At 71.0% G+C, this 25,247-nt stretch carries 17 protein-coding genes; 11 read left to right on the top strand and 6 right to left on the bottom strand.

Annotated features, from left to right (window positions below; all coding sequences use genetic code 11):
• Positions 1–201: 201 nt before the first annotated feature.
• Positions 202–705, bottom strand: a complete 504-nt coding sequence (locus FFG40_RS01535) for a hypothetical protein (protein ID WP_138802033.1) — start codon at positions 703–705, stop codon at positions 202–204.
• 75 nt (positions 706–780) lie between these two features.
• Between FFG40_RS01535 and FFG40_RS01530 the strand changes: the two genes are divergently transcribed.
• Genes FFG40_RS01530 through guaA form a run of 5 tightly spaced genes read left to right on the top strand, consistent with a single transcriptional unit; the run spans position 781 to position 5,582 of the window.
• Positions 781–1,311, top strand: coding sequence for a cation:proton antiporter regulatory subunit (locus tag FFG40_RS01530; RefSeq protein ID WP_017885470.1), 531 nt, complete (start codon positions 781–783; stop codon positions 1,309–1,311).
• 3 nt (positions 1,312–1,314) lie between these two features.
• Positions 1,315–2,766 carry a cation:proton antiporter gene (locus FFG40_RS01525; protein WP_138802032.1) on the top strand — a complete coding sequence of 484 codons (1,452 nt, stop codon included), beginning with the start codon at positions 1,315–1,317 and terminating at the stop codon, positions 2,764–2,766.
• A gap of 5 nt (positions 2,767–2,771) precedes the next feature.
• On the top strand, positions 2,772–3,548 hold the full coding sequence (locus tag FFG40_RS01520) for an SURF1 family cytochrome oxidase biogenesis protein (RefSeq protein WP_138802031.1): 777 nt from the start codon (positions 2,772–2,774) through the stop codon (positions 3,546–3,548).
• 10 nt (positions 3,549–3,558) lie between these two features.
• On the top strand, positions 3,559–4,005 hold the full coding sequence (locus FFG40_RS01515) for a DUF3817 domain-containing protein (RefSeq protein WP_027466691.1): 447 nt from the start codon (positions 3,559–3,561) through the stop codon (positions 4,003–4,005).
• Positions 4,002–5,582: a glutamine-hydrolyzing GMP synthase gene (gene guaA / locus FFG40_RS01510; RefSeq protein ID WP_138802030.1), complete on the top strand. Its 1,581-nt coding sequence runs from the start codon at positions 4,002–4,004 to the stop codon at positions 5,580–5,582. Before FFG40_RS01515 ends, guaA begins: the two co-directional genes overlap by 4 nt.
• Positions 5,583–5,925: 343 nt before the next feature.
• On the opposite strand, the gene FFG40_RS01505 is transcribed toward guaA, so the two are convergent.
• Entirely contained in the window at positions 5,926–6,798 is an 873-nt protein-coding gene (locus tag FFG40_RS01505; protein ID WP_138802029.1) for a Bax inhibitor-1/YccA family protein, read from the bottom strand.
• 31 nt (positions 6,799–6,829) lie between these two features.
• Positions 6,830–7,843 (bottom strand): DUF817 domain-containing protein, encoded by a 1,014-nt coding sequence (locus tag FFG40_RS01500; RefSeq protein ID WP_138802028.1) that lies wholly within the window; start codon positions 7,841–7,843, stop codon positions 6,830–6,832.
• Between the two features lie 106 nt (positions 7,844–7,949).
• On the opposite strand from FFG40_RS01500, the gene FFG40_RS01495 reads away from it, so the two are divergent.
• The 6 genes from FFG40_RS01495 to FFG40_RS01470 all read left to right on the top strand — a co-directional run bounded on the left by FFG40_RS01495 (position 7,950) and on the right by FFG40_RS01470 (position 18,951).
• Positions 7,950–8,960 carry a glycerophosphodiester phosphodiesterase family protein gene (locus FFG40_RS01495; RefSeq protein WP_138802027.1) on the top strand — a complete coding sequence of 337 codons (1,011 nt, stop codon included), beginning with the start codon at positions 7,950–7,952 and terminating at the stop codon, positions 8,958–8,960.
• A 12-nt stretch (positions 8,961–8,972) separates the two neighbouring features.
• Positions 8,973–11,417, top strand: a complete 2,445-nt coding sequence (locus tag FFG40_RS01490; protein WP_138802026.1) for an ATP-dependent helicase — start codon at positions 8,973–8,975, stop codon at positions 11,415–11,417.
• 99 nt (positions 11,418–11,516) lie between these two features.
• Entirely contained in the window at positions 11,517–13,496 is a 1,980-nt protein-coding gene (locus FFG40_RS01485) for a LamG-like jellyroll fold domain-containing protein (protein ID WP_138802025.1), read from the top strand.
• Between the two features lie 141 nt (positions 13,497–13,637).
• Positions 13,638–15,062, top strand: coding sequence for an aminotransferase class V-fold PLP-dependent enzyme (locus FFG40_RS01480; RefSeq protein WP_138802024.1), 1,425 nt, complete (start codon positions 13,638–13,640; stop codon positions 15,060–15,062).
• Positions 15,059–16,477: a lysine N(6)-hydroxylase/L-ornithine N(5)-oxygenase family protein gene (locus tag FFG40_RS01475; protein WP_138802023.1), complete on the top strand. Its 1,419-nt coding sequence runs from the start codon at positions 15,059–15,061 to the stop codon at positions 16,475–16,477. The genes FFG40_RS01480 and FFG40_RS01475 overlap by 4 nt, the downstream gene beginning before the upstream one ends.
• Positions 16,474–18,951 (top strand): GNAT family N-acetyltransferase, encoded by a 2,478-nt coding sequence (locus tag FFG40_RS01470; protein WP_260678762.1) that lies wholly within the window; start codon positions 16,474–16,476, stop codon positions 18,949–18,951. The genes FFG40_RS01475 and FFG40_RS01470 overlap by 4 nt, the downstream gene beginning before the upstream one ends.
• 36 nt (positions 18,952–18,987) lie before the next feature.
• On the opposite strand, the gene FFG40_RS01465 is transcribed toward FFG40_RS01470, so the two are convergent.
• The 3 genes from FFG40_RS01465 to FFG40_RS01455 form a co-directional block, all read right to left on the bottom strand.
• The gene (locus FFG40_RS01465) at positions 18,988–19,626 is read right to left on the bottom strand and encodes a pyridoxal 5'-phosphate synthase (protein ID WP_138802022.1); all 639 of its coding nucleotides are present in this window, start codon (positions 19,624–19,626) and stop codon (positions 18,988–18,990) included.
• 72 nt (positions 19,627–19,698) lie between these two features.
• Positions 19,699–20,808 (bottom strand): hypothetical protein, encoded by a 1,110-nt coding sequence (locus tag FFG40_RS01460; RefSeq protein WP_138802021.1) that lies wholly within the window; start codon positions 20,806–20,808, stop codon positions 19,699–19,701.
• 22 nt (positions 20,809–20,830) lie between these two features.
• Positions 20,831–25,201 (bottom strand): FtsK/SpoIIIE domain-containing protein, encoded by a 4,371-nt coding sequence (locus FFG40_RS01455; protein WP_138802020.1) that lies wholly within the window; start codon positions 25,199–25,201, stop codon positions 20,831–20,833.
• Positions 25,202–25,247 lie beyond the last annotated feature (46 nt).

Below are 25,247 nucleotides of genomic sequence, written 5' to 3'. Positions count from 1 at the left end.
CACCGGAAAGCCGGCGTCTGCGGGTCGGACAAGACGCCGTCGTGTCGTGTTGACGCCGTCTGGTCGTCGAGACGCCGCCGGATCCGGCGGCGTCTCGGTGCCGACGAGGCGTCTGGACAAGACGACGGCGTCTTGCGGGGTCCACCCGCGCCTCCAGACCGGAAGGACGGAAGACCGGACTGGAGGCCCGTGGTGCGTCCGTCAGACGGCGCGCGCCCGCAGGGCAGCGCGGCGCACGTGCACCGACTGGCCCACCACGAGCACCACCGGGATCGCGATCAGCGCGACGAGGCTCGTCACGTACAGCACGCCCGACCAGATCGTGTGGTCACCGCCGCCGACCCCGTAGGCGTCCGCGACGTCCATGCCGAGGGCGATCGCCGCCACGAACGACATCGGCGTCCCCATCACCACGACGGCGAGCAGCACCGCCGCGATGACGTGCGCCGGTGCCCGGGTGATGAGCAGCAGCACCGACAGCCCCGCGGCGAACAGGACGCCGACGACGGCGATCCCGACGACGGTCGCGACGTCTGCCCCGACCGGGAAGCCCTGCTGCGTGAGCTCGGCGTGGATCTCGGCCAGGGTCGCACCGGGGACCGCTGCGAGCGGGTCCAGCACCAGTGCGTTCACCGCCAGCAGCGCCGCGTACAGCGTCACGACCAGCACCCCGACGACGGCCACGGCGATCCGTGTTCTCCCCATCCACAGAACAGTAGTGAGCGGAATGCGCGGGCGGTCCTGGTGGTTATCATCGGGGTACTCGAAAAGGGAGCCATCATGGTCGACGTCCATCGCGTCAAACTCCCCGGAGTCGGCGTGCTGCACAGCTTCTACACCGACGACGGTGGCAAGTGCGGTGTCATCACGCACCGGTCGGGGCACTCCGACCTCATCTCGTTCGCCGACGTCTCGGACGGCGCGGACAAGTCGGAAAAGGTCTCGCTGCGTCTCAGCGAGGACGAAGCGCACACGCTCGCCGAACTGCTCGGCGGCACCCGGATCACCGAGGGCCTCGACAAGCTCGACGAGATCCCGGGGCTCTCCATCGACTGGTTCTCCGTCGACTACGACGACGCCATCGCGGGCAAGCCCCTCGGCGACCTGCACGACTCGGGCTTCATCGGCCTGACCGTCGTTGCCGTGGTCCGTGGCGACAGCGCCAACCCGGCGCCCTCGTCGGACTTCGTCGTCTTCCCCGGAGACACGATCGTCGTCGCCGGTTCCCCCGAGAAGGTCGCCAAGGCGTTCTCCTTCTACCGCAGCGGAGAGCTTGCGGCCGCCTCGGCCGAGGCCCCGCGGAAGAGCTAGCGCATGCACCTGGGTGGTGAGCTGCTCACCATCGGTGTGCTCTTCGTCATCGCCTACGTCCTGGGCCGGCTCGGCAAGACCATCGGTCTGCCGGCCATCCCGATCTACATGGTGGTCGGACTCGTCGCGAGTCCGAACACGCCGTGGTTCGGGCTGAGCGTCGAGTCCCACACGATCGAGCTCATCGCGACGTTCGGGCTCATCCTGCTGCTGTTCAACCTCGGGCTCGAGTTCGACCAAGAGGAGTTCTACGGCAACGCCGGCAAGCTCCTGGTGTCGGGCGGCACCTACGTCGTCATCAACATGGGCGTGGGGTTCGCCTTCGGGTTCTCGCTCGGCTGGGGTACCCGTGAAGCCCTGATCATCGCGGGCATGACGGCGACGTCCTCGAGCGCCATCGTGACGAAGCTCCTCATCGAGCTCCGGCGCCTGGCGAACGACGAGACCCCGATGATCCTCGGCGTCACCGTGATCGAGGACGTCTTCATCGCCGTCTACCTGGCGATCGTCTCCGTCGTGCTGTCCGGCGACACCAACGTCTGGGCCGTCGTCGGCAAGCTGGCACTCGCGTTCGGGTTCCTCATCGTGATGTTCACGCTCGCGCGCTTCGCGGGCAAGTGGGTCTCGAAGATCTTCGCCACCCGTGACGACGAGCTGTTCACGGTGCTGTTCTTCGGACTCGCGGTCATGTTCGGCGGCATCGGCGACCTGCTCGGCGTGACCGACGCCATCGGTGCCTTCGTCATCGGCCTGCTCTGCGGAGCGACCCGGTACCGCGACCGCATCGAACAGCTCGCCCTGCCGATGCGCGACGTCTTCGCCGCGTTCTTCTTCGTCAACTTCGGGCTCGGCCTCGACCTGTCGACCTTCGGCGAGGTGCTCTGGCCCGTCCTCGGCGCCATCGGCATGACGGTCGTGCTCAACGCGGTCGCTGGCCAGATCGTCGCGCGGATGAACGGCTTCAACGTCCAGCAGGGCATCAACACCGCCGTCATCCTGGTGAACCGGGGTGAGTTCGCACTGATCCTCGCGACGCTGTCGGCTGCCGCCGGGCTGGAGGCGCGGATCACCGCCTTCGCGGGCCTCTACGTCCTCTGCATGGCCGTCCTCGGGCCGCTGCTCGCGGTGAACTCGGACCGGATCGGCCGCCTCGTGGTGCGCCCGGGCCGGCTCATCCGCCTGCGCGGACGCCTCGGCGGCCGACGTGCCGTCGCCGCGGCAGCCGCTGCCGAGAGCGCCGAAGCGGCCGAGGTCGAGGCGGACGCCACCGCCGCGGCGCGGAAGGCCGAGCGGGACCGCCAGTTCGCCGAGGAGTTCGCGCTCGTCGAGGCAGCTGGCAGGGACGAGCGAGACAATGAGGGGTCCGAGCCGACGTCCGCCCCCGTGACGTCGCCGGTCGAGATCCCCGCCGAGCGCCCCGAGCGCCCGGTCCGACAGCGCGATCCGGAGTACTGATACAGATGTGGGCCGTTGCCCGACGACCGAGGTGGATCGCGCTGCTGTTGCTGGCGCTCGTGCTGGCGGCGGTGTTCGCCGGGCTGGGCAAGTGGCAGCTGGAGCGGTCGATCGCCAACGGCAAGCCCCTGCCTGCGACCACCGAGACCCGCCGCACGCTCGAGGCGGTCACCACCCCCGAGCGCCCCGTCAGCGAGAGTCTCGCCGGGCAGAAGGTCACCGTCACCGGCGCCTTCGTCGCCGACGACACCACCGTCCTGACCGGCCGCACCGGGGGTGGGAAGTACCAGACCGTCGGTCACCTGGTGGACTCGGATGGTGGGGCGAGCCTCCCGGTCGTCATCGGATGGTCCGACCAGCGGGCGGCCGCCGTCGCCGGGGGCGAGCGCCTGGCGGACGGGCAGACGCTCACGATCCAGGGCCGCTACTACCCGGCCGAGTCGCCCGACCAGGATGCCTACAAGAAGGGCGAGTACTCCGCGGTCGCCCCCGCCCGGTTCGTGAACACCTGGCAGGCCTTCGACGACCGCATGTACCTCGGGTACGTCGTCGCCGACGGCTCCACCGCGACGGCCGCCGACCTCGGTACCATCGCCGACCGTGCACCGTCGCGCGAGGTCCAGTTCGACTGGCTCAACCTGTTCTACGCGATCGAGTGGGTCGTCTTCGCCGGCTTCGCCGTGTTCCTCTGGTACCGGTTCGTGAAGGACGCCTGGGAGCGCGAGCAGGAAGAGGAGCGCGAGGCAGCGCTCGCCACCGAAGCCGACGCGCTCCAACGGTAGGATTGCCGGCATGGCCCTGACCGTCCGAACCCGTGACATCCCCAAGATCCCGGGGGCGGTGAAGTGGTACCGCGTCTCGGCGTACATCACCGGTGTGCTGCTGCTCGCCCTGGTGGTCGAGGTCATCATCAAGTACACGCCACTGCAGCTCGAGATGCAGCTCGGCAACGGTCCGTTCTTCGTGCCCAACGGCACGGCGGGCGAGACCCCGGGCACGTTCAACCTGTCGATCGCGATCCTCATCGCCCACGGCTGGCTGTACGTGCTCTACCTCTTCACGGACTTCCGTCTGTGGAGCATCATGCGCTGGAGGCCGTCGCGCTTCCTGCTCATCGCCCTCGGGGGCATCATCCCGTTCATGTCCTTCGTGGTCGAACACCGCATGCAGCAGCAGGCCATGGACACCTACCACGAGCTGATCGCTGCCCAGCAGCGTGAGAAGGAGGCCGCTCGGTGAGCGAGACCGAACAGCGTCCCGTCCTCGTCGTCGACTTCGGGGCCCAGTACGCGCAGCTCATCGCGCGTCGGGTCCGTGAAGCGAACGTCTACAGCGAGATCGTGCCGCACTCCATCACCGCGGACGAGATCCGCGCCAAGGACCCGGCGGCAATCGTGCTGTCCGGTGGTCCGTCGTCCGTGTACGAAGAAGGCGCGCCGTCCCTCGACGGTGACATCCTCGACCTCGGCGTCCCCGTGCTCGGCATCTGCTACGGCTTCCAGGCCATGGCGACCGCCCTCGGTGGCGAGGTCGCGAACACCGGTCTGCGCGAGTACGGCGCCACCGACGTGACCCTCGCCCCCGGCGCCAGCACCCTGCTCGGCGACCAGCCGGCGGACCAGGTGACGTGGATGTCGCACGGCGACTCCGTGGCCAAGGCACCGGCCGGCTTCGAGGTGCTCGCCTCGAGCGCGTCGACGCCCGTCGCGGCGTTCGCGTCCGACGAGCGCAAGCTCTACGGCGTGCAGTGGCACCCCGAGGTCAAGCACTCCGTGTACGGCCAGGCCGTGCTCGAGAACTTCCTGCACCGTGCCGCGGGGCTGCCCGGCGACTGGAACTCCAGCAACGTCATCGAGGAGCAGGTCGCCCGCATCCGCGAGCAGGTCGGTTCCGCACGGGTCATCGCCGGGCTCTCCGGTGGTGTCGACTCCGCCGTCGCCGCAGCCCTGGTGCACAAGGCCGTCGGCGACCAGCTGACCTGCGTCTTCGTCGACCACGGACTCCTCCGGGCCGACGAGCGCAAGCAGGTCGAAGAGGACTACGTCGCCTCCACCGGCGTCCGGCTCATCACGATCGACGCCGAGCAGCAGTTCCTCGACGCCCTCGCCGGCGTGAGCGACCCCGAGCAGAAGCGCAAGATCATCGGGCGCGAGTTCATCCGCACGTTCGAGGGCGCGGCCGAGGCACTCGTGCTCGAGGCGCAGGCTTCCGACTCTGATGCCGAGGTCAAGTTCCTCGTGCAGGGCACGCTCTACCCCGACGTCGTCGAGTCCGGCGGCGGAGCGGGCACCGCGAACATCAAGTCGCACCACAACGTCGGCGGCCTGCCCGAGGACATGACGTTCGAGCTCGTCGAGCCCCTGCGCACCCTGTTCAAGGACGAGGTCCGTGCGGTCGGCCGTGAGCTCGGGCTGCCCGAGGTCATCGTCGGTCGCCAGCCGTTCCCCGGCCCGGGCCTCGGCATCCGCATCGTCGGCGAGGTCACGAAGGAGCGGCTCGAACTGCTCCGCGCGGCCGACAAGATCGCCCGCGAAGAGCTGACCGCGGCCGGCCTCGACCAGGAGATCTGGCAGTGCCCGGTCGTGCTGCTCGCCGACGTCCGCTCCGTGGGCGTGCAGGGCGACGGCCGGACCTACGGGCACCCGATCGTGCTCCGTCCGGTCTCGTCCGAGGACGCCATGACCGCCGACTGGACGCGTCTGCCGTACGACACCCTCGCGAAGATCTCGAACCGCATCACGAACGAGGTGCCCGACGTCAACCGGGTCGTGCTCGACGTCACGTCGAAGCCGCCGGGGACGATCGAGTGGGAGTAGGGCTCCCCTGAGCAACGGAAGGCCCGGCACGCGTCACGCATGCCGGGCCTTCGTGCGTCCCGGGGTGGCGCTGCCGGGGCCGTTGAGTGGTCGCAACACCCCGCGGGCCCGGTGCCGAGTGGTCAGGAAGTGTCGACTGGCCCTTGCCCGGACGACACTTCGTGACCACTCGGCGGGCGACCGGCGGGGTGTTGTGACCACTCGGACCGCCGGCGCTGGGACCGCCGCTCGGGCCGCCACCGCCCCGCCCCGCACCCGCCACCGCCCCCTCTGTCGTCGACCACCGGCCCGGGAACGACGAAGGGCCCCGGCAGCGCCGGGGCCCTTCGCGTGTGCGGTGGTACTAGTTGCGCGAGCTGCTCGCGATGATGGCGAGGATGCGCAGGATCTCGAGGTACAGCCAGACGAGCGTCACGATGAGGCCGAACGCCGCGGTCCAGGCGTAGATGCGGGGTGCGCCGCGCTCGACACCGGTCTTGATCTGGTCGAAGTCGAGGATCAGCGAGTACGCCGCCATGACGACCACGAAGATGCCGATGAGCACACCGAGCGGGATGCCGAAGAGCGTCACGCCCATCAGGCCGAACGCGCTCTGCGTCACGCCGGTCCACATCAGGACCAGGTTCACGAGGGAGAACGCCATGTACCCGACCATCGCGATCAGGAAGAAGCGCGTGGCCTTCGGGGTCGCGCGGACCTTGCCCGAGCGGAACAGGAGCAGGGTGACGAAGAACACGCCGAGGGTGCCGAACACGGCCTGCGCCACGATGCCGTCTGCCTGGGGGAACGCGGTCTGGAAGTAGTTCGAGATACCGCCGACGAACAGCCCCTCGAAGAACGCGTACGTCAGGATCAGACCCGGCGACGGCTTCTTCTTGAAGGTGTTGACGAGCGCCAGGACGAACCCGACGAGCGCGCCGACGATCCAGACGACCGGCGGCAGGTTCCAACCGGCCACCGCGCCGACGACGAGCACGCCGAACGCGAGCAGCGTCTTGACGATGGTGTCTTCGTACGACATGCGGTCGGTGTCCACCGGGGACGCAGTCGGGCGGTCGTACATGTACTGCAGCTGCTCGGGGGTCATGCCGCCCTGGGCCTGCTGCGGGGTCTGTCCCCAGCCGGCCTGCTGCTGACCAGCACCGCGCCCGCCCCAGGTGTTTGCCCCCTGTGCGTTGAAGGCGGGGGACTGGTCGAAACCGGGCTTGAAGGCCATGGTGTCCTCTTCCTAGGAGATTCGAGTCCTCTCAGCCTAGGGGCGCTCGGTCGCGGAAGGCTGAGGATTCGCGGCGAGCGGACGCGGGCCCAACGGGCCCCGACGAGGGAAGCCTAGGGTCGCCCGCTGCACGCGCGCCCCGAGGACGTCGAGAGTCCGCCGTCGAGCCCGCCGAGCCGGTGGAGCCCACCCGTCCGGACGGCGGCGCCGGGTAGAGCCAGGTGACGAGCGCGACCGAGATCGTCATGAGCAGGAACCACGCCACGATCTTCGTCGGTGCCACCGGCTGCCACACCGCCAGCTGCGCCGGGTAGCTCCACGCCCCGGCCCAGGTCGCGACGTTCTCGGCCGCCCAGATGAACACCGCGACGAGTCCCATCGCGACGAGCACGGGCATCCGCAGCGTCGCCCGGTGGATCCGGACGTGCATGGTCGTGCGGACGAAGAGCAGCAGCACGAGCGCGAGCAGCAGGTACCGGGCGTCGGCGACGAAGTGGTGGCCGAAGAAGTTCAGGTAGATCCCGCCCGCCACGACCGCCAGCAGCCACTGCCGCGGGTACCGGTCGAACCGCAGGTCGAACAGTCGGTAGACCCTGACCATGTACGACCCGACGGCGCCGTACATGAACCCCGAGAACAGCGGCACCCCGGCGACGACGAACAGCCCTCCGGGTTCGTAGCTCCACGAGCCCATGTGGGTCTTGAACACCTCCATCGCGGTGCCGACGACGTGGAACAGCAGCACGACCCGGAGTTCGCGCACGGTCTCGAGCCCGAACACGAGCATGCCGACCTGCAGCAGCACGGCCGCGATCGTCAGGACGTCGTTCCGCATCGCCGCCGGCACGGTCAGGTGCACCACGGCCATGGTCGCGAGCAGCAGCGCCCCGAACGCGCACGCCCAGGCCTGTTTCGCGCCGAACACCAGGAACTCGGTGACGAACACCCGGACGGGCCGGTGCGGTTGGTGCCCGGCGTCGAGCAGACGGCGAGCGGCCCGGTCGATCCGGGCCTCGACGGCGGTGGAGAGCGAGCGGACGGTCATGCGGTGATGCTCGGTGCCGTCCCTGGGAACGACGGCCCCCGGAGCCACGGGTGTGTCCTGCGACACAGGCGCCCCGCTGGTCACCCGCGGCAAGTAGGGTCGCGCCATGACCCTCGTGATCGCCCACCGTGGTGCGTCCGGCTACCGCCCCGAGCACTCGCGGAGCGCGTACGAGCTCGCGATCGAACTCGGCGCCGACGCGATCGAACCGGACCTGGTGCCCACGAGGGACGGCGTCCTGGTGCTCCGGCACGAGAGCGAGGTCTCGGGCACGACGGACGTCGCCGACCGCCCTGAGTTCCGGCACCTGCGCACGACGAAGACCGTCGACGGCCAGACCCTGACGGGCTGGTTCACCGAGGACTTCACGTGGGCCGAGCTGCAGACGCTCCGTACCCGCGAGCGCCTGCCGGTGCTGCGCCCGGGATCCGCCGAGCACGACGGTGCGCAGCCGATCCTGCGGCTCGTCGAACTACTCGCGATCCTCGACGCCGCGCCCCGCCCGGTCGGGCTCGTCGCCGAGGTCAAGCACGCCGCGTCCTTCGACCGCGCCGGGTTCCCGATGGGTGAACTCGTCGACGCCGCGCTCGGCCAGGCCGGGTGGCGGCGGGACGAGCGGCTCACGGTGGAGAGCTTCGAGAAGGGCGTGCTGCGCGACCTGCGCGAGCGGGGGACCGGTGGTCGACTCGTGTACCTCCAGGAGGCCCGTGGCAGCGCCGCGGACGAGGTCGCGTCCCACGGATCGCTCGCCCCCACCTACGCCGCCGAGCGCTCCGAGGACGCGCTCGCGTCGTTCGCGACCGAGTTCCACGGCATCAGCGTCGACCTCGGCACCCTGATGGCCGGCGTCGACAGCGTCGCGCTCGACGACCCGACGCCGGTGCGCAGCGCGATCGTCGACCGCGCTCACGCCGCCGGGCTCGCCGTGTACACGTGGACCCTCCGGCCGGAGAACCGGTTCCTGCCGTCGCCGCTGCGCCGTGGTGGCGACGTCGCGGCGTTCGGCGACTGGGAGCGGTGGTTCACGTCCGTGATCCGCACCGGACTCGACGGGGTGTTCGCCGACCACCCCGACCTGGCGGTGCTCGCCCGGTCCGCTGTCGGGGGTCCCGCCTAGACTGTCCCGGACATGACGATCGTGCTCGACCCCTTCGAATCGACGCCCGAACCGGGCGCCGGTGCCCGCGCGTACGAAGACCCGTTCACCGCGGGCCTGAACCCCCAGCAGAAGGAAGCCGTCGAGTACCGCGGCGAGTCCCTGCTGATCGTGGCCGGTGCCGGTTCCGGCAAGACGAGCGTGCTCACCCGCCGCATCGCGCTGCTGCTCGCCAACCGCGAAGCCTGGCCGTCGCAGATCCTGGCGATCACGTTCACGAACAAGGCCGCGGCCGAGATGCGCGAGCGTGTCCGGGCCCTGGTCGGTGGCGAGGCCGAGGGGATGTGGATCTCCACGTTCCACTCGGCGTGCGTGCGCATCCTGCGACGCGAAGCCGAGCGGTTCGGGTTCCCGCAGTCGTTCACGATCTACGACTCCGCCGACTCCAAGGCGCTGCTGAAGCGGATCATCAAGGAGCTCGAGGCCGACTCCCTCGGGCTGACCGTCGGCGCCGCGGCGTCGAAGATCTCGAAGCTCAAGAACGAGCTGCAGGACATCGACACCTACGCGCGCAACATCAACGTGAACGACCCGCAAGAGGTCATGTTCACCGAGGTGTTCCGGCGCTACACGAACGAACTCCGCCGGGCGAACGCGTTCGACTTCGACGACCTCATCGGCCAGACGGTGTTCCTGTTCCGCGCCTTCCCGGACGTCGCCGCCCTGTACCAGCGCCGCTTCCGCTACATCCTGGTCGACGAGTACCAGGACACGAACCACGCCCAGTACGCCCTGATCCGTGAGCTCACCCGCCCGGTGCCGGTCGAACAGGTCGACAAGCTCGAGGACTCCGGCCAGCACGTCGCCCGGATGCGGGAGACCGACGGGTCGATCGCCCCCGCGTCCCTGACGGTGGTCGGCGACTCCGACCAGTCGATCTACGCGTTCCGCGGGGCGGACATCCGCAACATCGTCGAGTTCGAGCGGGACTTCCCGAACTCCAAGACGATCCTGCTCGAGCAGAACTACCGCTCGACGCAGAACATCCTCGACGCGGCGAACGCGGTCATCGCGAACAACTTCGACCGTCAGGCGAAGAGCCTGTTCACCGACGTCGGTGCCGGCGAGAAGATCGTCGGCTTCACCGGGTACACCGGCCACGACGAGGCGCAGTTCGTCGCCGACGAGATCCAGCGCCTGCGTGAAGACGGCATGGACTACCGCGACATGGCGGTGTTCTACCGGACCAACTCGCAGACTCGTGCGCTGGAGGAGATCTTCATCCGTGCGGCGATCCCGTACCGGGTGCTCGGCGGCACGAAGTTCTACGAGCGCGCCGAGATCAAGGACGCCATGGCGTACCTGATCACCGTCGCCAACCCGGCCGACCCGATGGCCCTGCGCCGCATCCTCAACGTGCCCAAGCGCGGCATCGGCTCGGTCACCGAGACCACGCTGCAGCGCTACGCCGACGAGCACGAGACCACGATGCGCGACGCCCTGCGGCACGCGGGTGAGCTCGGGTTCGGGCCGAAGGTGCGGAACGCCATCACCGAGTTCGCGGCACTGCTCGACTCCGTGTCCGAGAAGGCCCCGACGCAGCCGGTGGTCGACACCCTGACGCAGCTGCTCGACGGCTCCGGGCTGCTCGACAACCTGCGGAAGTCGCCCGACGCGCAGGACGCCGCCCGTGCCGACAACATCGACGAGCTCGTGGCCGTGACGCGTGAGTTCCAGAAGAACAACCCCGAGGGCACGCTGTCGGACTTCCTGACCGAGGTCTCGCTGGTCGCCGCGGCGGACGAGCTCGACGACTCCTCGGGCACGGTGTCGCTGATGACGCTGCACACCGCGAAGGGCCTGGAGTACGACGCGGTGTTCCTGACCGGCGTCGAGGAAGACCTGCTCCCGCACCGGATGTCCGCCAACGAACCCGGCGGGCCGTCGGAAGAGCGCCGGCTGTTCTACGTGGGCATCACCCGCGCCAAGAAGGTCCTGTTCCTGTCCCTCGCGATGACCCGTGCCCAGTTCGGCGACGTGAACGTGGCGATGCCCTCGCGCTTCCTGCAGGAGATCCCCGAGGGGCTCATCGAGTGGAAGCAGTCCCCGGGCATGGCGAACAGCCGTGGTGGCACGCAGCCCCGCGCCCTGAACGCCAAGCGCGACGGCGGCTTCGGTGGCGGCGGCGGCGGTGGCTACCGCGGTGGTGGTGGCTGGGGCGGCGGCTCGTACGACCGCGCAGCGGCGGCCTCGAAGACCCGCCCGAAGACCGAGTGGGCGAACCGGGTGTCCGGGCAGGTGCGCGACAACGGCGACATGGAACTCGTCGCCGGCGACCGCATCAAGCACGTCGACTTCGGCGAGGGCACGGTGTCCGCGGTGACGGGTCAGGGTGCCAAGCGCATCGCCGAGATCGCGTTCGACTCCGCGGGCCGCAAGAAGCTCCTCATCAAGATCGCCCCGATCGAGAAGCTGTAGGAGCCCTCACCGGTCCACACCGAACCGGCAGTCGCAGCCCGTCTGGAGTTCACGGAACGGACCCGGGGCGTTCCCCCGCGGTCCGTACCGTGCGGTGCTGTGCAGAACAGCCCTGACGATCGCGACGACGCCGACGACCACGCCGGAGACCGCAGCAAGCGCATCCCGGTCTCCCGCCGGGGCTTCCTGGTCGGGTCCGGACTCGCCGGTGCGGCCGGTCTCGTGGCGTCGAACGGGTTCGGCAGTGCCCCGGCCGTCGCCGAGGCACTGTCCGCGGCACCCGCAGTCGCCCCGGCGGCGCTCGGCGGATCGGCCGTGGCTGCTCAGTCGGCGGTGGCGCGCGGGCACACCGGACGGTGGCGCCCGGACACGACCTCGCCACGCTTCACCGTCGCAGTGATGCCGGACACGCAGTACATGTTCGACGGCGCCGCGGTCGACCCGGCACCGATGCGCGCCTCGCTCGAGTACGTCGTCCGCGAGCAGGCCCGGCACAACACGGTGTTCCTCGTCCACCTCGGCGACCTGACGCAGAACGGTGCGGCGTCTGAGATGCGTGCGTCCGGCGCGGTCTTCGACGTGCTCGACCGTGCCGGTGCGCCCTACAGCGTGCTCGCCGGCAACCACGACGTCGACTCGTCGACCGACGACCAGCGCGGCCGCACCCCGTACCTCGACGTGTTCGGCCCGCAGCGGTTCCGGAAGGCCCCGGGCTGGATCGGTTCGAGCCCCGACGGCTACAACACCGCCCACCGGTTCACCGCGGCCGGCCGTGAGTGGGTCGTCCTGGCGCTCGACTGGCGGACGAGCGCGAGCGGGCTCGCCTGGGCCAGCTCCGTGCTCGCGGCCCGGCCGCACGCCCCGGTCATCCTCGCGACGCACGCCCTCGTCGACTCGGACGCCGGCGGTGGAGCGGCGTTCGACCCCTACGGCCAGCAGCTCTGGGACTCCTTCATCTCGAAGCACGACCAGGTGTTCCTGACGCTCAACGGGCACTACTGGGGTCCGGGCCGCACGACGGCGAAGAACGCCGTCGGGCACGACGTCGCCCTGCACCTGACCAACTACCAGAACCGCTACTACGGCGGGGCGGCCATGATCCGGCTGTACCACGTCGACCTCGAGCGGAACGTCATCGACGTCGAGACACTGTCGCCGTTCCTGCTCGCCGGTGGGCTCGGCGAGACGAACGAGCTCGCGGCCCAGGAGATCAGCCTCAGCGGTGACGTCGACCGCTTCACCATGGCGGTGGACTTCGACGCACGCTTCGCGGGGTTCGCGCCGGTCGCACCACGGGCCTCCCGGCCGGCGGCACGCATGCTGGTGCCGGGGACGCTGGCGTACTGGCGGTTCGACGGCAACCCGGACGGGGCGGCGCTCGCGCCGACGACGCGGGTGCGCGACCAGAGCGGGCGGGGGAACGACCTGGTGGTCGCTCGGCGGACCGGTGCCGTCGCGGGGGCGCTGCGCTGGACGGCGGCGCACCATCCCGACCAGCCGGGCGCCGGCGGCCTCGCGCTGCAGGGCGGCAAGACCGGCGGGGACCACCTGCAGACCGTCGACACGGCTCCGCTCAACCGGACCCGGTTCCCTCACGGCTACACGGTCGAGGCGTTCTTCGCGCTGCCGACCACGTTCGACCCGAGCGCGAACGGGTTCAGCGCCCTGCTGTCGCAGTACTCGAGCGCCGGCCAGGTGGGGAAGGCGACCGGAGCCGACGGTGACCCGGACGAACCCGCCGTGACCCTGAGCCTGTCGGGGGACCGCGAACTGCAGTGGTGCGTGTACCCGGCGAGCCAGGACGGGTCACTGACGAACTGGGGGCACGAGTTGCCGCTCGGGGCCTGGTGGCACGTGGCCGTGGTGAACGACGGGACGCACACCGTGCTGTACGTCGACGGGTGCCCGGTCGTCCGCAACCCGTCCACCCCGAACCACGGTCTGAGCACGATCGGCAAGCCGTGGCTGCTCGGTGGCTACCGCTACGGCGGCAAGCTCGACCAGGTGTTCGTCGGGTCGATCGGCGACGTGCGCGTCGTCGGCCGGGCGCTGCAGCCGAGCGAGTTCATGAACGCCTGACGCCCGCAGGCGGACGCCTGACCCGCGCGGTGGGCGGGCGCCCGGGCCGTCCGGCAGACGGGCGTCTGACACGCCCGGCCGTTCGGCGCGCCCCTCGTTCGGGTGGCACGATCTCGCTTTGTGAGGTTAGCCTTACCTAACGTGACACCTCCCATCGAACTCCTGACCACCGCCACCGCCGAGCGCTACCGCTCCGCCGTGACGTCCACGGTGGACCGTCTGGCCGACCGCTTCGCCGCCGCCGACCGTCCGACCACCGACACCGCTCCCGAGGTCCTCCGGGCCCGGGTGCAGGACGTCGACCTCGACGCCGAACCCCTCGGGACGGACCGCGCGCTCGCCGAACTCGACGAGCTGTTCGTCCGTGAGGCCGTCTGGTTCCACGACCCGGCGTACCTTGCGCACCTGAACTGCCCGGTCGCGCTGCCCGCGGTCGCCGCCGAGTCGGTCCTGGCCGCCGTGAACCCGTCGGTCGACACCTGGGACCAGTCCCGGATCGGCACCGAGATCGAGCGGCACGTCGTCGCCTGGCTCGCCGGTCGGATCGGGTTCGCCGCGGGTGACGGCATCTTCACCTCGGGCGGCTCGCAGTCGAACCTGCAGGCCCTGCTGCTGGCGCGCGAGGCCCTGGGCGCCAGCGGCACCGTGTTCACGACCGCGGAGACCCACTTCAGCATCGCGAAGTCGGCGCGGCTGCTCGGGCTCGAGGCCGTGGTCGCCGTCGCCACCGACCACGCCGGCCGGATGGTGCCCGCCGCCCTCGCGGAGGCGATCGCCGCCGCCCGTGCAGCCGGGCAGACGCCGATGGCCGTCGTCGCCACCGCCGGCACCACCGACCGCGGGGTGATCGACCCGCTCGAGCCGATCGCGGACGTCTGTGACCTCGAGGGAGTCTGGCTGCACGTCGACGCCGCGTACGGCTGCGGGCTGCTCGTGTCCCCGACCCGCCGGCACCTGCTCGACGGCGTCGAACGGGCCCGGAGCGTGACCGCCGACCTGCACAAGTCGTTCTTCCAGCCGGTGTCGTCGAGCGCCCTGCTCGTGCAGCGCCCGGAGGACCTGCGCCGCACCGCCTGGTACGCCGACTACCTGAACCCCGAGGACGCCGCCGAGCCGAACCAGGTCGACAAGTCGCTGCAGACCACCCGCCGGTTCGACGCACTGAAGCTCTGGGCCACCCTGCGGGCGACGGGTGCCGACGCGATCGGGGCCGCGTTCGACGCCGTCATCGACCTCGCCGTGGTCACCCACCGGATCGTCGAGGAGCACCCCGACCTGGTGCTCGTCGCGCCGACGCAGCTCAGCACGGTGCTGTTCCGCTGGCAGCCCGCCGGCATGACGGACGAGGCCGCCGACGCGCTGGTCGCCCCGATCCGCTCGGCCCTGCTCGCCGAGGGCCGGGTGCTGATCGCCAAGACGGTCATCGACGGCCGGCCGTGCAACAAGCTCACGCTGCTCAACCCCGAGACCACCCCGGAGCAGATGCGCGCGTCGCTGGAGCACGTCGTCGCGACGGCCGCCCGGGTGCGCGCCGCCACCACCGAGACCGAGGGAGCGACCCGATGACCGCCCACCGCACCGCCGCCGACCCCACCACTGCCGACCGCACCGCCGCCGACCCCACCGTGCACGACGTCGTCGGCGTCGGCATCGGCCCGTTCAACCTCGGCCTCGCCTGCCTGACCGACCCGATCGCCGACCTCGACGCGGTGTTCCTCGACGCCGCCGACGGCTTCGCCTGGCACCACGGCATGATGCTCGACGACGCCACGATCCAGGTGCCGTTCCTCGCCGACCTGGTGACGATGGCCGACCCGACCTCGCCGTTCTCGTTCCTCGCCTGGCTCAAGGAGACCGGGCGCCTGTACCCGTTCTACATCCGCGAGGACTTCCACCCCCTGCGCAGCGAGTACGACGCCTACTGCCGCTGGGCCGCCGACCGGCTCGACACCCTGCGGTGGGGCCGCCGGGTGACCGCCGTCGAGCACGACCCGGTCACCGACACGTTCACGGTGCACGCCGAGACCGATCAGGGTCCCGAGACGTACCGCGCACACCACGTCGTCGTGGGCATCGGCACCGAGCCGTCCGTCCCCGCCCCGCTGCGCGGGATCGGCGGGCCGGCGATCCACTCCGCCGGGTTCCTGCCGAACCGCGACGCCCTGCGCGATGCCGGGTCCATCGCCGTCGTCGGCAGCGGGCAGTCCGCCGCCGAGGTCTACCGCGAACTGCTCGAGGACATCCGGCAGGACGGCTACCGGCTCGACTGGATCACACGTTCGCCCCGGTTCTTCCCGATGGAGGACACCAAGCTCACCCTCGAGATGACGAGCCCGGAGTACACGGACCACTTCCACGGGCTGCCCGAAGCCGTCCGCGATCGCCTGGGGCGGGAACAGCGTGGCCTGTACAAGGGCATCAGCGCGGACCTGGTCGACGACCTGTACGACCAGCTCTACCGGATCAGCGCGCGCGGCCCGGTCCCGACGACGCTCCGGACCGAGACGAGCGTCGTCGACGCCGCCTGGCTCGCCGACCGCGGCACGTACCGGCTGACGCTCCGCCACGAGCAGCTCGACCAGACGTACGAGCACGAGGTCGAGCAGCTGGTGCTGGCCACCGGGTACACCCCGCGGATCCCGCGGTTCCTCGACCCGGTCGAGCACCTCGTCGCCCGCGACTCCCGCGGTCGCCTGGCGGTCGCCCGCGACCACCACGTCGACACCCTGGGTGGACGCATCTGGGTACAGAACGCCGAGGAGCACACGCACGGCCTGACCGCGCCCGACCTCGGCATGGGTGCGTGGCGGAACGCGTCGATCATCCGGTCCGTCACGGGTCGCCCCGTGTACGGCCTGGAGGCCCGGATCGCCTTCCAGGAGTTCGGCCTGCCCGCCTCGGAGCCGTCCACCGCCCACCCCGGCGCCGCGGAGCGCGCGCCGGCCCGGCGCGCGTCCGAACGGGCGGAGGTGTCCGCATGAGCGCCGTCGTCGACAGCACCGGTGTGGCGCGCGCCGGTTCGGTGGGCGCTGGTGTGGTGGGCACTGCGACCGTCGGCGCGCACGGGGCGACCGCGCCTGTGGGAGCCGAGCCGGGCCTCCTGACCGTCGAGCCCGTGGACCCGGAACGCGACGCCGCCGTCGTGCAGTCGTGGCTCGCCCACCCCGCGTCGTCGTGGTGGGAGATGGGCGACCTCGACGTGGACGGCGTGCGCGCCTACCTGGTCGGCGTCCACGCGGACCCCGCGCAGGCAGCGTGGCTCGGCCGCCGGAACGGCGAACCGTGCTTCCTGGCGGAGACCTACGACCCCTCCGCCGTCCTGCTCACCGACGTGTGGGCGGCCGAACCCGGCGACGTCGGCATGCACCTGCTCGTCGCGCCGGTGCCCGCCGAGGGTCGTGTCCACGGACTGACCAGCGCGGTGATGCGTGCCGTCGTCGAGCACTGCCGGGACGCCCTCGGCGCGCGCCGGGTCGTCGTCGAGCCCGACGTGCGGAACACCGCCGTGCAGGCGAAGAACGCCGAGGTCGGGTTCCGCGCCCTGCGGCAGGTGGACGTCGACGGCAAACGGGCCCTGCTGTCGGTGCTCGACATCGACCGGATCGGCGTCCCCGACGACGACGGGCCGGCCGCACACCTGCGGCCCGAGCACCTGGAACCCGCCGAACGGCACCTCGTCGCGAAGGCGATCGCCGAGTTCGCCCACGAACGGCTGATCGCACCCGTGCCGGACGGGGACGGGTGGCGGCTCGACGCGGGGGAGTCGACCTACCGGTTCCGGGCGCGGCAGCACGTGCTCGAGCACTGGTCGATGGACGAGGCCTCGCTGACGCGGACCCGTGCGGGGGCGCCGGTGCCGCTCAGCGCGCAGGAGCTCGTGCTCGAGCTGCGAGCGGTGCTCGGGATCCCCGACGAGTTGCTCGGCACGTACCTGGAGGAGATCGCGTCGACGCTGGCGAGTGCCTCGGCGAAGCACCGGCGGGGCGGATCGTCGGCCGGGCAGTTGGCACGGGGGCGAGGCGGGGCCGGGTCGGCCGGTTCTGCCGGATCGGCCGGTGCGGCCGGTTCGGCCGGGTCCGTCGAGGACGTCGAGGACGTCGTCGCGTCGTTCCAGGACGTCGAGGCGGCGATGACCGAGGGGCACCCGGCGTTCGTCGCCGCCAACGGCCGGATCGGGTTCGGGCTCGACGAGTACCGGGCGTTCGCGCCGGAGTCCGGCGGCCGGTTCCGGTACCGGTGGCTCGCTGCCCGACGCGAGCACACGCACCTGGCGCTCGCCGCCGACCGGACCGAGCAGGCGCACTGGGAGGCAGAGCTGTCACCGACTGTCGTGGCCGGGTTCCGTGCGACGCTGGAGCGTCGCGGGCTCGACCCCGACGACTACGTGTGGCTGCCCGTGCACCCGTGGCAGTGGCAGCACCGGATCGCCGTGACCTTCGCGCCCGACCTGGGCCGACAGGACCTGGTCGACCTGGGCGAGGGACCCGACGAGTACCAGCCGCAGCAGTCCATCCGCACCGCGTTCAACCGCACCGAGCCGGCACGCTCGTACGTGAAGACCGCGCTCGCCGTGCAGAACATGGGGTTCCTGCGGGGCATGTCGCCCGCGTACATGCGGAACACCCCGGCCGTGAACGACTGGGTCGAGTCGATCGTCTCCGCCGACCCCACGCTCGCCGCCGCCGGGTTCTCGGTGCTCCGGGAGCACGCTGCCATCGGCTACACGGGGGACGCCTACCACCGGGTCGACGTGTCCTCGCCGCAGCGCAAGATGCTCGCGGCCCTGTGGCGGGAGAGCCCGCTGCCACGGGTGACGGACGGCGAGCGGCTGCTGACGATGGCGGCGCTGCTGCACCGGGACGCCGCGGGGAACGCCGTGGTCTCGGCGCTGATCGAGGCCTCCGGTCTGCCCGCCGACGTCTGGGTCCGGCGCTGGCTCGACGCCTACCTGCTGCCCGTCGTGCACTGCCTGACCGTGCACGACCTGGTCTTCATGCCGCACGGCGAGAACCTGGTGCTCGTCGTGCGCGACGGCGTCGTGGTCCGTGCCGTGATGAAGGACATCGGCGAGGAGGCCGCGGTGCTCGGTCGGCACGACGACCGCCCGGTCCCCGCCGACATCGACCGGATCGTGCACCCGGTGTCCGACGACGAGGCCGCGCTCGCGGTCTTCACCGACGTGTTCGACGGGGTGCTCCGGTTCGTCGCCGCGATCCTCGACGACGACGCGGTGCTGCCGGAGTCCCGCTTCTGGCAGGTCGTGGGGGAGTGCATCGACGCCCACGCCGCCGCGCACCCGCACCGCCGTCGTCCCCTGGACCTGCGGGTGCCGACGTTCGAGCACTCGTGCCTGAACCGGTTGCAGCTGCGGAACACCCTGTCGATGGTGGACCTGGCGGACCAGTCGGCGTCGCTCATCCGGGCGGGGGCGATGGTGAACCCGATCGGGCGGTAGAGGGGCGGCGGCTCTCACGAACCGGAGCCGTACCGACTACGGCTGCAGGCGGGTGGCCGTCCAGGTGCCCTCGGCGAGTGCGTACTGCAGTCGTCGGTGCATCCGGTCGCGGCTGCCGTGCCAGAACTCCACGATGTCGGGCTCGAGACGCCAGGCAACCCACCGTGCAGGCCGGGGGACGTCGTCGCCGGAGTCGTCGAGCAGGTCGTTCGCGTCGTCGATCAGGTCCTGCAGCGTCCGCGGCTCGAGCACGGCCGACTGGTCCGCGATGGCCGTCGCCGCGCGTGACTTCGGGGAGCGGTCCGCGAACAGGGCGTCGGACTCGGCGTCCGACAGCCGGACGACATGGCCCTCGAACCGGAGCTGCTGCATCGTCTCGCGCCAGTACGCCTGCAGGGCTGCGTGCGGGTTCTCGGCGAGCTGCCGCCCCTTCGGACTGTCCTCCGACGTGCCGAAGACCAGTCCGTCCGCCTCGATGCGCTTCACGTCGACGGTGCGAGCGGACACACGGCCGTCGGCCCCGGCCGTGGCGAGGGTCATCGACAACGGCTCGGAGACCTGTCGGTCCTTCGCCGCGGACAGCCAGTCGCGAGCGAGGTCGAGCGGAGAAGCTGGCGGGCTGTCGAACTCGGGCAGGTGCAGGGAGTCGTCACCGGAGAGCGGGGCAGAGGACATGTACCCACCCAACCGCTCGCAGCGGCTCGGTGTTCGAGAAGAGGCCGTCCGCCTGCGTCGACCTCGGCCTGGTCAGGAGGCCGCCGACGGCAGCGTCCGGGTGATGCGGAGATGTCCGACCGCACTGACGAGGACGGTCCAGACGGATCCGTCCACCAGGCCCGAGAACGTGACGGTTCGACCCTGGTCGTCGTCGCTGCCGGTCGGGACACGTCCGTGATCCGGCCAGAACATGACGGACAGCGCCTCGTCTGGGATCAGCGCGAGCCGACGGAGGTGCTGCCAGAGTGCGCTCACCTGGTCCTGGCGCGTGGACGTCTCGAGTCCGCTCGGGCGGAACTCCGTCGGTGGCAGGTCGGCCACGCGGGTGTCGTGCACCACCTCGAACGGCGCTCCGGGACGCTCGACGTACCGCCGACGGAACACCCGGATGCCGATCGTGCCGTTCGGTTCGACCGCGACGTCGACGAGGTCGGCCCAGCGGGTGTCCTCGTCGTCCCACCCCACCGCTCGGGTGATCCGGTGCGTGCTCGGCTGGTACCTGCCGGCCAGTACCGTGCCGGCGAGCACTTCCGCTTCCCCCCACTCGGCCGGAGTCAGGGCGTCACCGAGCGTCGCCCGCACGGCGGTCCACCGTTGCGGTGCCGACCACGAGGCCGGCTGCGCGCGACCGAGGAGGCGATCGATCAGGGAAGGCCGTCCGTCGATGGAGCGGGTCGGAGCAAGCGTCGTCGAGGTGGCGATCGTCTCGGTGTCGTCGACGGCATCTGGTCGCGCGACCAGCGGCTTCACTCCGACGAACGCCCGCTGTGCCTCCACCGTGCCGAGGCGTTCGTCGGCCGGGGCGAACACGTCGACCAGGTCGTCGAGGCGTGGACGACGACCGCGGCGGTGTCGGTACGCACGCAGGCCACCACCCTGCTGGCGTGCCATCCCGCTCGGCCACACGTCGACGCGAGCCCCCTGCACGCCCAGGAGCCAGCAGTCTCGGTCGAGTGCCGCGCGCACCAGGCTCAGCGCCTCGAAGGCGTCGTCGGCCGTGGCCGAGTGTTCGACGCCCAGCAGCGACACCGTCACGGTGGAGTGCACCTGGTGGTCGGGGTTCGTCAGGTCCATCTCCACCGTGACGGTCGCCGGGGCGCTGGTGCCGTTCCGGTACGCGATCCGGTCGTACGTCGTCATCGCCGCTTGCCGTGTCCACGTGTCACGGCGTCGGGACCTGCACCGACACGAGCTCACCGTTGCCGAGGTGCACGATCGCGGAACCGACCTGGACGCGCTCGACGATGCTGCTCCGCGGCAGGCGCATGCCGAGCAGGTCGCCCTCGGTGATCGCCTGGGGGCTCAGCAGCGCTCCCGAACGGTTGCGCTTCATGTCGACCTGCCAGCCGGTGAACCCGACACCGAACTCGGCGGTCAGTCCGGCTGCGACGATCGCCTGACCGTTGTCGGCCGCACGCTTGACGAACCCCTGCAGCCAGCTCTTCGCCGGGGCGTCCTTGACGAGCTCGGCGTCGTCGATCACCAGGACGCGTCGACCGGGCTGCCCGTCGAACAGGGGTGCGAGGTCGTCCTCGGTCAGATCGGCACCCTCGTGCGCCGCCAGGACACCCGGTTCCGCGGCCAGCGCACGGAGCGGGGACTGCCGCGGGGTCACGAGCACGACCTCGCCACCCTCGCGCAGGACCGAACGGGTCATCGAGAGCAGGACGGCGCTGCGTCCGGACTTCGCGGGTCCACCGACGACGAACGAACCGGCCGCGGCCAGGTCAGGCCCGATGGCGGTGAGGTCGTCGCCGCCGATGCCGACCAGACCGAACAGGCCGGCGTCGTCGTCGCGCATCTCCCACGCGCGCTCGAACGGCACCGGGCCGGACAGCTGGTCGACGCGGAAGGGACGTCGGCTGCGTTCGACGGCCCGATCGCGTTCCGTCGCGAAGGTGGCGAGGGCCGTGATGGCGGCGGCCTGCGACTGCCCGGTGCCGGCTGCGGCGAGCAGCGCGATCTGTGTCTCCGTCGCGGACTCGGAGGCGAACGCGCGTCCGTCGGGGACCTGCTCGGGGAGCTTCCGCGGGTTGAGTGACGCCAGCCCGTAGTCGCCCCGGTCCGACAGCCGGAGGACGAGCTTGTCCTCCACCAGGGTGGCCATCCGACTCGAGAGCAGCTGTCGGTCTCCGGTGACGACCAGGTGGATGCCGACGCTGGCACCTTCGCGGAGCAACGTCATCACCTGGTCGGTCGGAGCGCCGTGGTCGAGCTCGCCGAGTGAGCCGACGAAGCCCTCCCAGCGGTCGAGCATGAAGACGATGTGCGGCAGACGTTCCGCCGGCACGACGGCCGCGGCACGCTGCTCGACGATGCTGGCGAAACCGCCGTCAGCCAGCACCTGCTGGCGACGGGCGAGCTCCTGGGCCAGCTTGGTCAGCAGCCGCTGGGCTCGTTCGGTCTGGACACGCTGGACGACGGCGCCGGCGTGCGGGAGTGCCTGGATCGGCAGCAGCGCGCCGTTGCCGCAGTCGAGCGCGTACACGTGTACGTCGGCCGCCGAGGTGTTCCGGGCGATGGCTGCCGCCAGGGTCCGGAGCACCTGCGACCGGCCGCTCCGCGGGGCACCCACGACGTAGAGGTGCCCGTCGGAGTCGAGGTCGAGGCTGCGCACCCGCTGCGCCTGCTCACCGGGGAAGTCCTGCAGCGCGAACGGCAGCGGCCCGACCCGGGCATCGGTGGCGGTGCTGTCGTCGAGTTCCCACGCGCGGTCGTTGAGGTCGGTGAAGAGCAGCGTCTCGGGCAGGGCATCGAGCCAGGGACGGTACGGAGCCGGACCGCCGAGCTCCGCCGCGGCCTCGGTCACGGCGCCGACGAGCTCCTGCAGGTCGGTTCGCTCGTCGGTGTGCTGCACCTCGGACTTCGGTGGTGTGGGCGGTGCGGTACCGAGCGCCGACCACGAGACCGCACCGGCCCAGACCTGCTTGCGCTGGGTCGACTGTCCGGGGCGACGGCCACCGACGCGACCCGACTGGAACGGCAGCAGGGCCCCGGCGCCCAGACGGATGTACCCGCGGCCGGGGGTGCTCTTCTGGATCTGGGCCGCGTCCCCGGCGTCGATCACGTCGGTGCTCTCGCTCGAGTCGGTGACCCGCAGCGCGATCCGCAGGTTCGTGTTCGCGCGGATGTCGTTCGAGACGACACCGGTCGGACGCTGCGTGGCGAGGATCAGGTGGATGCCGAGGGACCGACCGCGCTGGGCGATGTTCACCAGGCCGGTCACGAAGTCGGGCAGCTCCCGCACCAGGCTCGCGAACTCGTCGATGACGATGAGCAGCCGCGGCATCGGCGGCAGCGGTTCACCACGACCGAGGCGGTCGAGGTAGTCCTCGATGTCCTTCGCTGCCGCATCGGCCAACAGGTGCTCGCGACGACGGAGTTCGGCACCCAGGGACTCGAGCGCTCGCTCCACCAGGTGCGTGTCGAGGTCGGTCACCATGCCGACGGTGTGTGGCAGCGGTGCGAAGTCGCGGAAGGCAGCGCCGCCCTTGTAGTCGATGAGGACGAAGTTCATGCCCTCTGGAGTGTTCGTGGCCGCGAGCGATGCGACGATCGTCTGCAGGAGCTCGGACTTGCCCGAACCCGTCGTGCCGGCGACGAGGCCGTGGGGGCCGTCCTTCCGCAGGTCGAACGCGAACGGACCGTCGAGGCTCTCGCCCACGACGACCTCGGTGGTGCGTGGGCGCACCGACCACTTCCCGGTGATCGCCCGGGCCGTCGGTGGTTCGAGCAGCATGACGTCGAGCAACCGCGACGACGTGGGCAGTCCGCCGGCGTCGCTCTCGTCATCGGCGTCGACCATCGGCGCCACTGCTCGGGCGACCGTCTCGAACCAGCCGTCCGGGATCCGGTCGGGCCGCACGTCGGTGACCGTCGCCTGGCGCTGCGCAGCCACCCGGATGCGTTCCGGACCGACGGTGACCACGACGGAGCACTCCTCGGGCAGCAGCCGTGCCTCTTCCTCGATGCAGATCGCCCGGACGCCGACCGCCGGCCCTTCCTTGAGGATGCGGATCAGACCGGGCAGCGCTCGGAGCCGCCGGGCACCGTCGAGCACGACGACGACGTCCGGACCGGGGATCCCGCGCATGTTCGACTCACGCATCGCCCGCTGTCGCGCATCGATCAGCTGACCGACCTCGGCCACACGGGCACCGAGCGTCTCGGCGTCGTTGCCGATCGCGATCACGGCGTCCTGCCCGAAACCCGGCCGGGCCTGCGGGATCCACCGCAACCACGCCCACTCATCGGCCGACCGGGCGTCCGTCAGCACGACGAACTGCGTGTCGCGCGGACTCTGGAGCACCGCGAGCTGCGCCACGAACCACGACGTCAGGTGTCGTGTGTGCTCGTCTCGGCCCGCGACGCCGACGACGCCCTGCACGCCGAGGTCGACGATCACCGGCACGTCCTCGGCCAGCTTGTCGACCGCGCGACGGTGCTCGAGCGCCGACGGGTCCTCGAGCACGACGCCGGACGGGACGTCAGCGGTCCCGACGCGGAGGGTCAGGTAGTCGGGATCGGTCCGGCGGCGCTCCCACAGGCGAGCGCGACGCCGCAACGCGACGTCGAGCACGGTCGCGGGGTCCGGTGCGCTCGTCCGCAGCTCGCGCTGGTACCGGACCACTGCCTCCAGGGCGTCCGCCTCGACCGCCTTCTTGGTCTCTTCGTACTCGGCAACGCGCTGCTTGTGGGTCTTCTTGCCGTTCCGGCGGTCCCACCAGGCATTGCCGAACATGATGATCGGCGACATCAGACCGAACGCGAGGTACGCGACGTTGTGGAAGATCGAGATCATCACGGCGGCCATGCCGAGCGGCGCGAGCGCCGCGATGATCGGGATGGACCGACGTGACTGCTGCGCCGGCACGGCCGGCAGCTTGAACACGGACGGGTGGTCCTCGGGCAGGAGCCGCGGCGGCCGCGTGTAGTCGAGCGAGCCGCCACCGGCGGTCAGGGTGATCGCCGCTCGGTCGGCGTCCGGCACCGCGACCGACAGCAGGGTGTCGCCGATCGTGACGATGCTGCCCGGCTCGACCGGGGTCTCGTCGTCGACCTCGGTGCGGTCCACCAGCACCGTGGAGCCTTCGGTCGGCGTGATCGTGAACCGACGGTTGAGGTCGAGCCGCAGGATCGCGGCGTACTCCGGTGCGCTCCGGTCCGGCAGGGGCACCGTCGCATCGGGCGCCGAACCGACGTGTGCGATGCCCGCATCGAGCACCACCACGGTGCCGGCACCCGGTCCGCCGACGATCCGCACGCTCGGCAGGTCACCGGGCAAGGGCAGGACCGGAGCCGGGGCCCCGAACGTCAGCCGAGCGCCCTCGAGCAGCACACCGTCACCGATGCGTGCGTGCGGGGTGGTCGGGACGGAGTCGACTGCGACGTCGACGATCGACGTGGCCCCTTGCCCGAGCCGCTTGGCGACGACCTCGACGATCTCGCCGAGCAGGGTGTCCTCGTCGCACTCCACCACGAAGTCGGCGGAGGCGCTCGACGGAAGGTGGCTCGCGGTGAACGTCAGGCGCACGTGTGGCGCCCCGCACCGGAGATCGTGGTCGTCGTGGTCGCAGCGC

The organism is Curtobacterium sp. KBS0715, assembly GCF_005938005.2.
GTDB lineage: Bacteria > Actinomycetota > Actinomycetes > Actinomycetales > Microbacteriaceae > Curtobacterium > Curtobacterium flaccumfaciens.
This window is presented reverse-complemented; position numbering and strand designations above follow the sequence as displayed.

What these genes read in the sequence shown, in the direction of transcription:
- FFG40_RS01530 (WP_017885470.1), top strand. Translation starts at nt 781, where the DNA reads ATGGTCGACGTCCATCGCGTCAAACTCCCCGGAGTCGGCGTGCTGCAC.
- FFG40_RS01500 (WP_138802028.1), bottom strand. Translation starts at nt 7,843, where the DNA reads ATGACCGTCCGCTCGCTCTCCACCGCCGTCGAGGCCCGGATCGACCGG.
- FFG40_RS01495 (WP_138802027.1), top strand. Translation starts at nt 7,950, where the DNA reads ATGACCCTCGTGATCGCCCACCGTGGTGCGTCCGGCTACCGCCCCGAG.
- FFG40_RS01475 (WP_138802023.1), top strand. Translation starts at nt 15,059, where the DNA reads ATGACCGCCCACCGCACCGCCGCCGACCCCACCACTGCCGACCGCACC.
- FFG40_RS01520 (WP_138802031.1), top strand. Translation starts at nt 2,772, where the DNA reads ATGTGGGCCGTTGCCCGACGACCGAGGTGGATCGCGCTGCTGTTGCTG.
- FFG40_RS01535 (WP_138802033.1), bottom strand. Translation starts at nt 705, where the DNA reads ATGGGGAGAACACGGATCGCCGTGGCCGTCGTCGGGGTGCTGGTCGTG.
- FFG40_RS01525 (WP_138802032.1), top strand. Translation starts at nt 1,315, where the DNA reads ATGCACCTGGGTGGTGAGCTGCTCACCATCGGTGTGCTCTTCGTCATC.
- FFG40_RS01470 (WP_260678762.1), top strand. Translation starts at nt 16,474, where the DNA reads ATGAGCGCCGTCGTCGACAGCACCGGTGTGGCGCGCGCCGGTTCGGTG.
- FFG40_RS01460 (WP_138802021.1), bottom strand. Translation starts at nt 20,808, where the DNA reads ATGACGACGTACGACCGGATCGCGTACCGGAACGGCACCAGCGCCCCG.
- FFG40_RS01465 (WP_138802022.1), bottom strand. Translation starts at nt 19,626, where the DNA reads ATGTCCTCTGCCCCGCTCTCCGGTGACGACTCCCTGCACCTGCCCGAG.
- FFG40_RS01505 (WP_138802029.1), bottom strand. Translation starts at nt 6,798, where the DNA reads ATGGCCTTCAAGCCCGGTTTCGACCAGTCCCCCGCCTTCAACGCACAG.
- FFG40_RS01490 (WP_138802026.1), top strand. Translation starts at nt 8,973, where the DNA reads ATGACGATCGTGCTCGACCCCTTCGAATCGACGCCCGAACCGGGCGCC.
- FFG40_RS01515 (WP_027466691.1), top strand. Translation starts at nt 3,559, where the DNA reads ATGGCCCTGACCGTCCGAACCCGTGACATCCCCAAGATCCCGGGGGCG.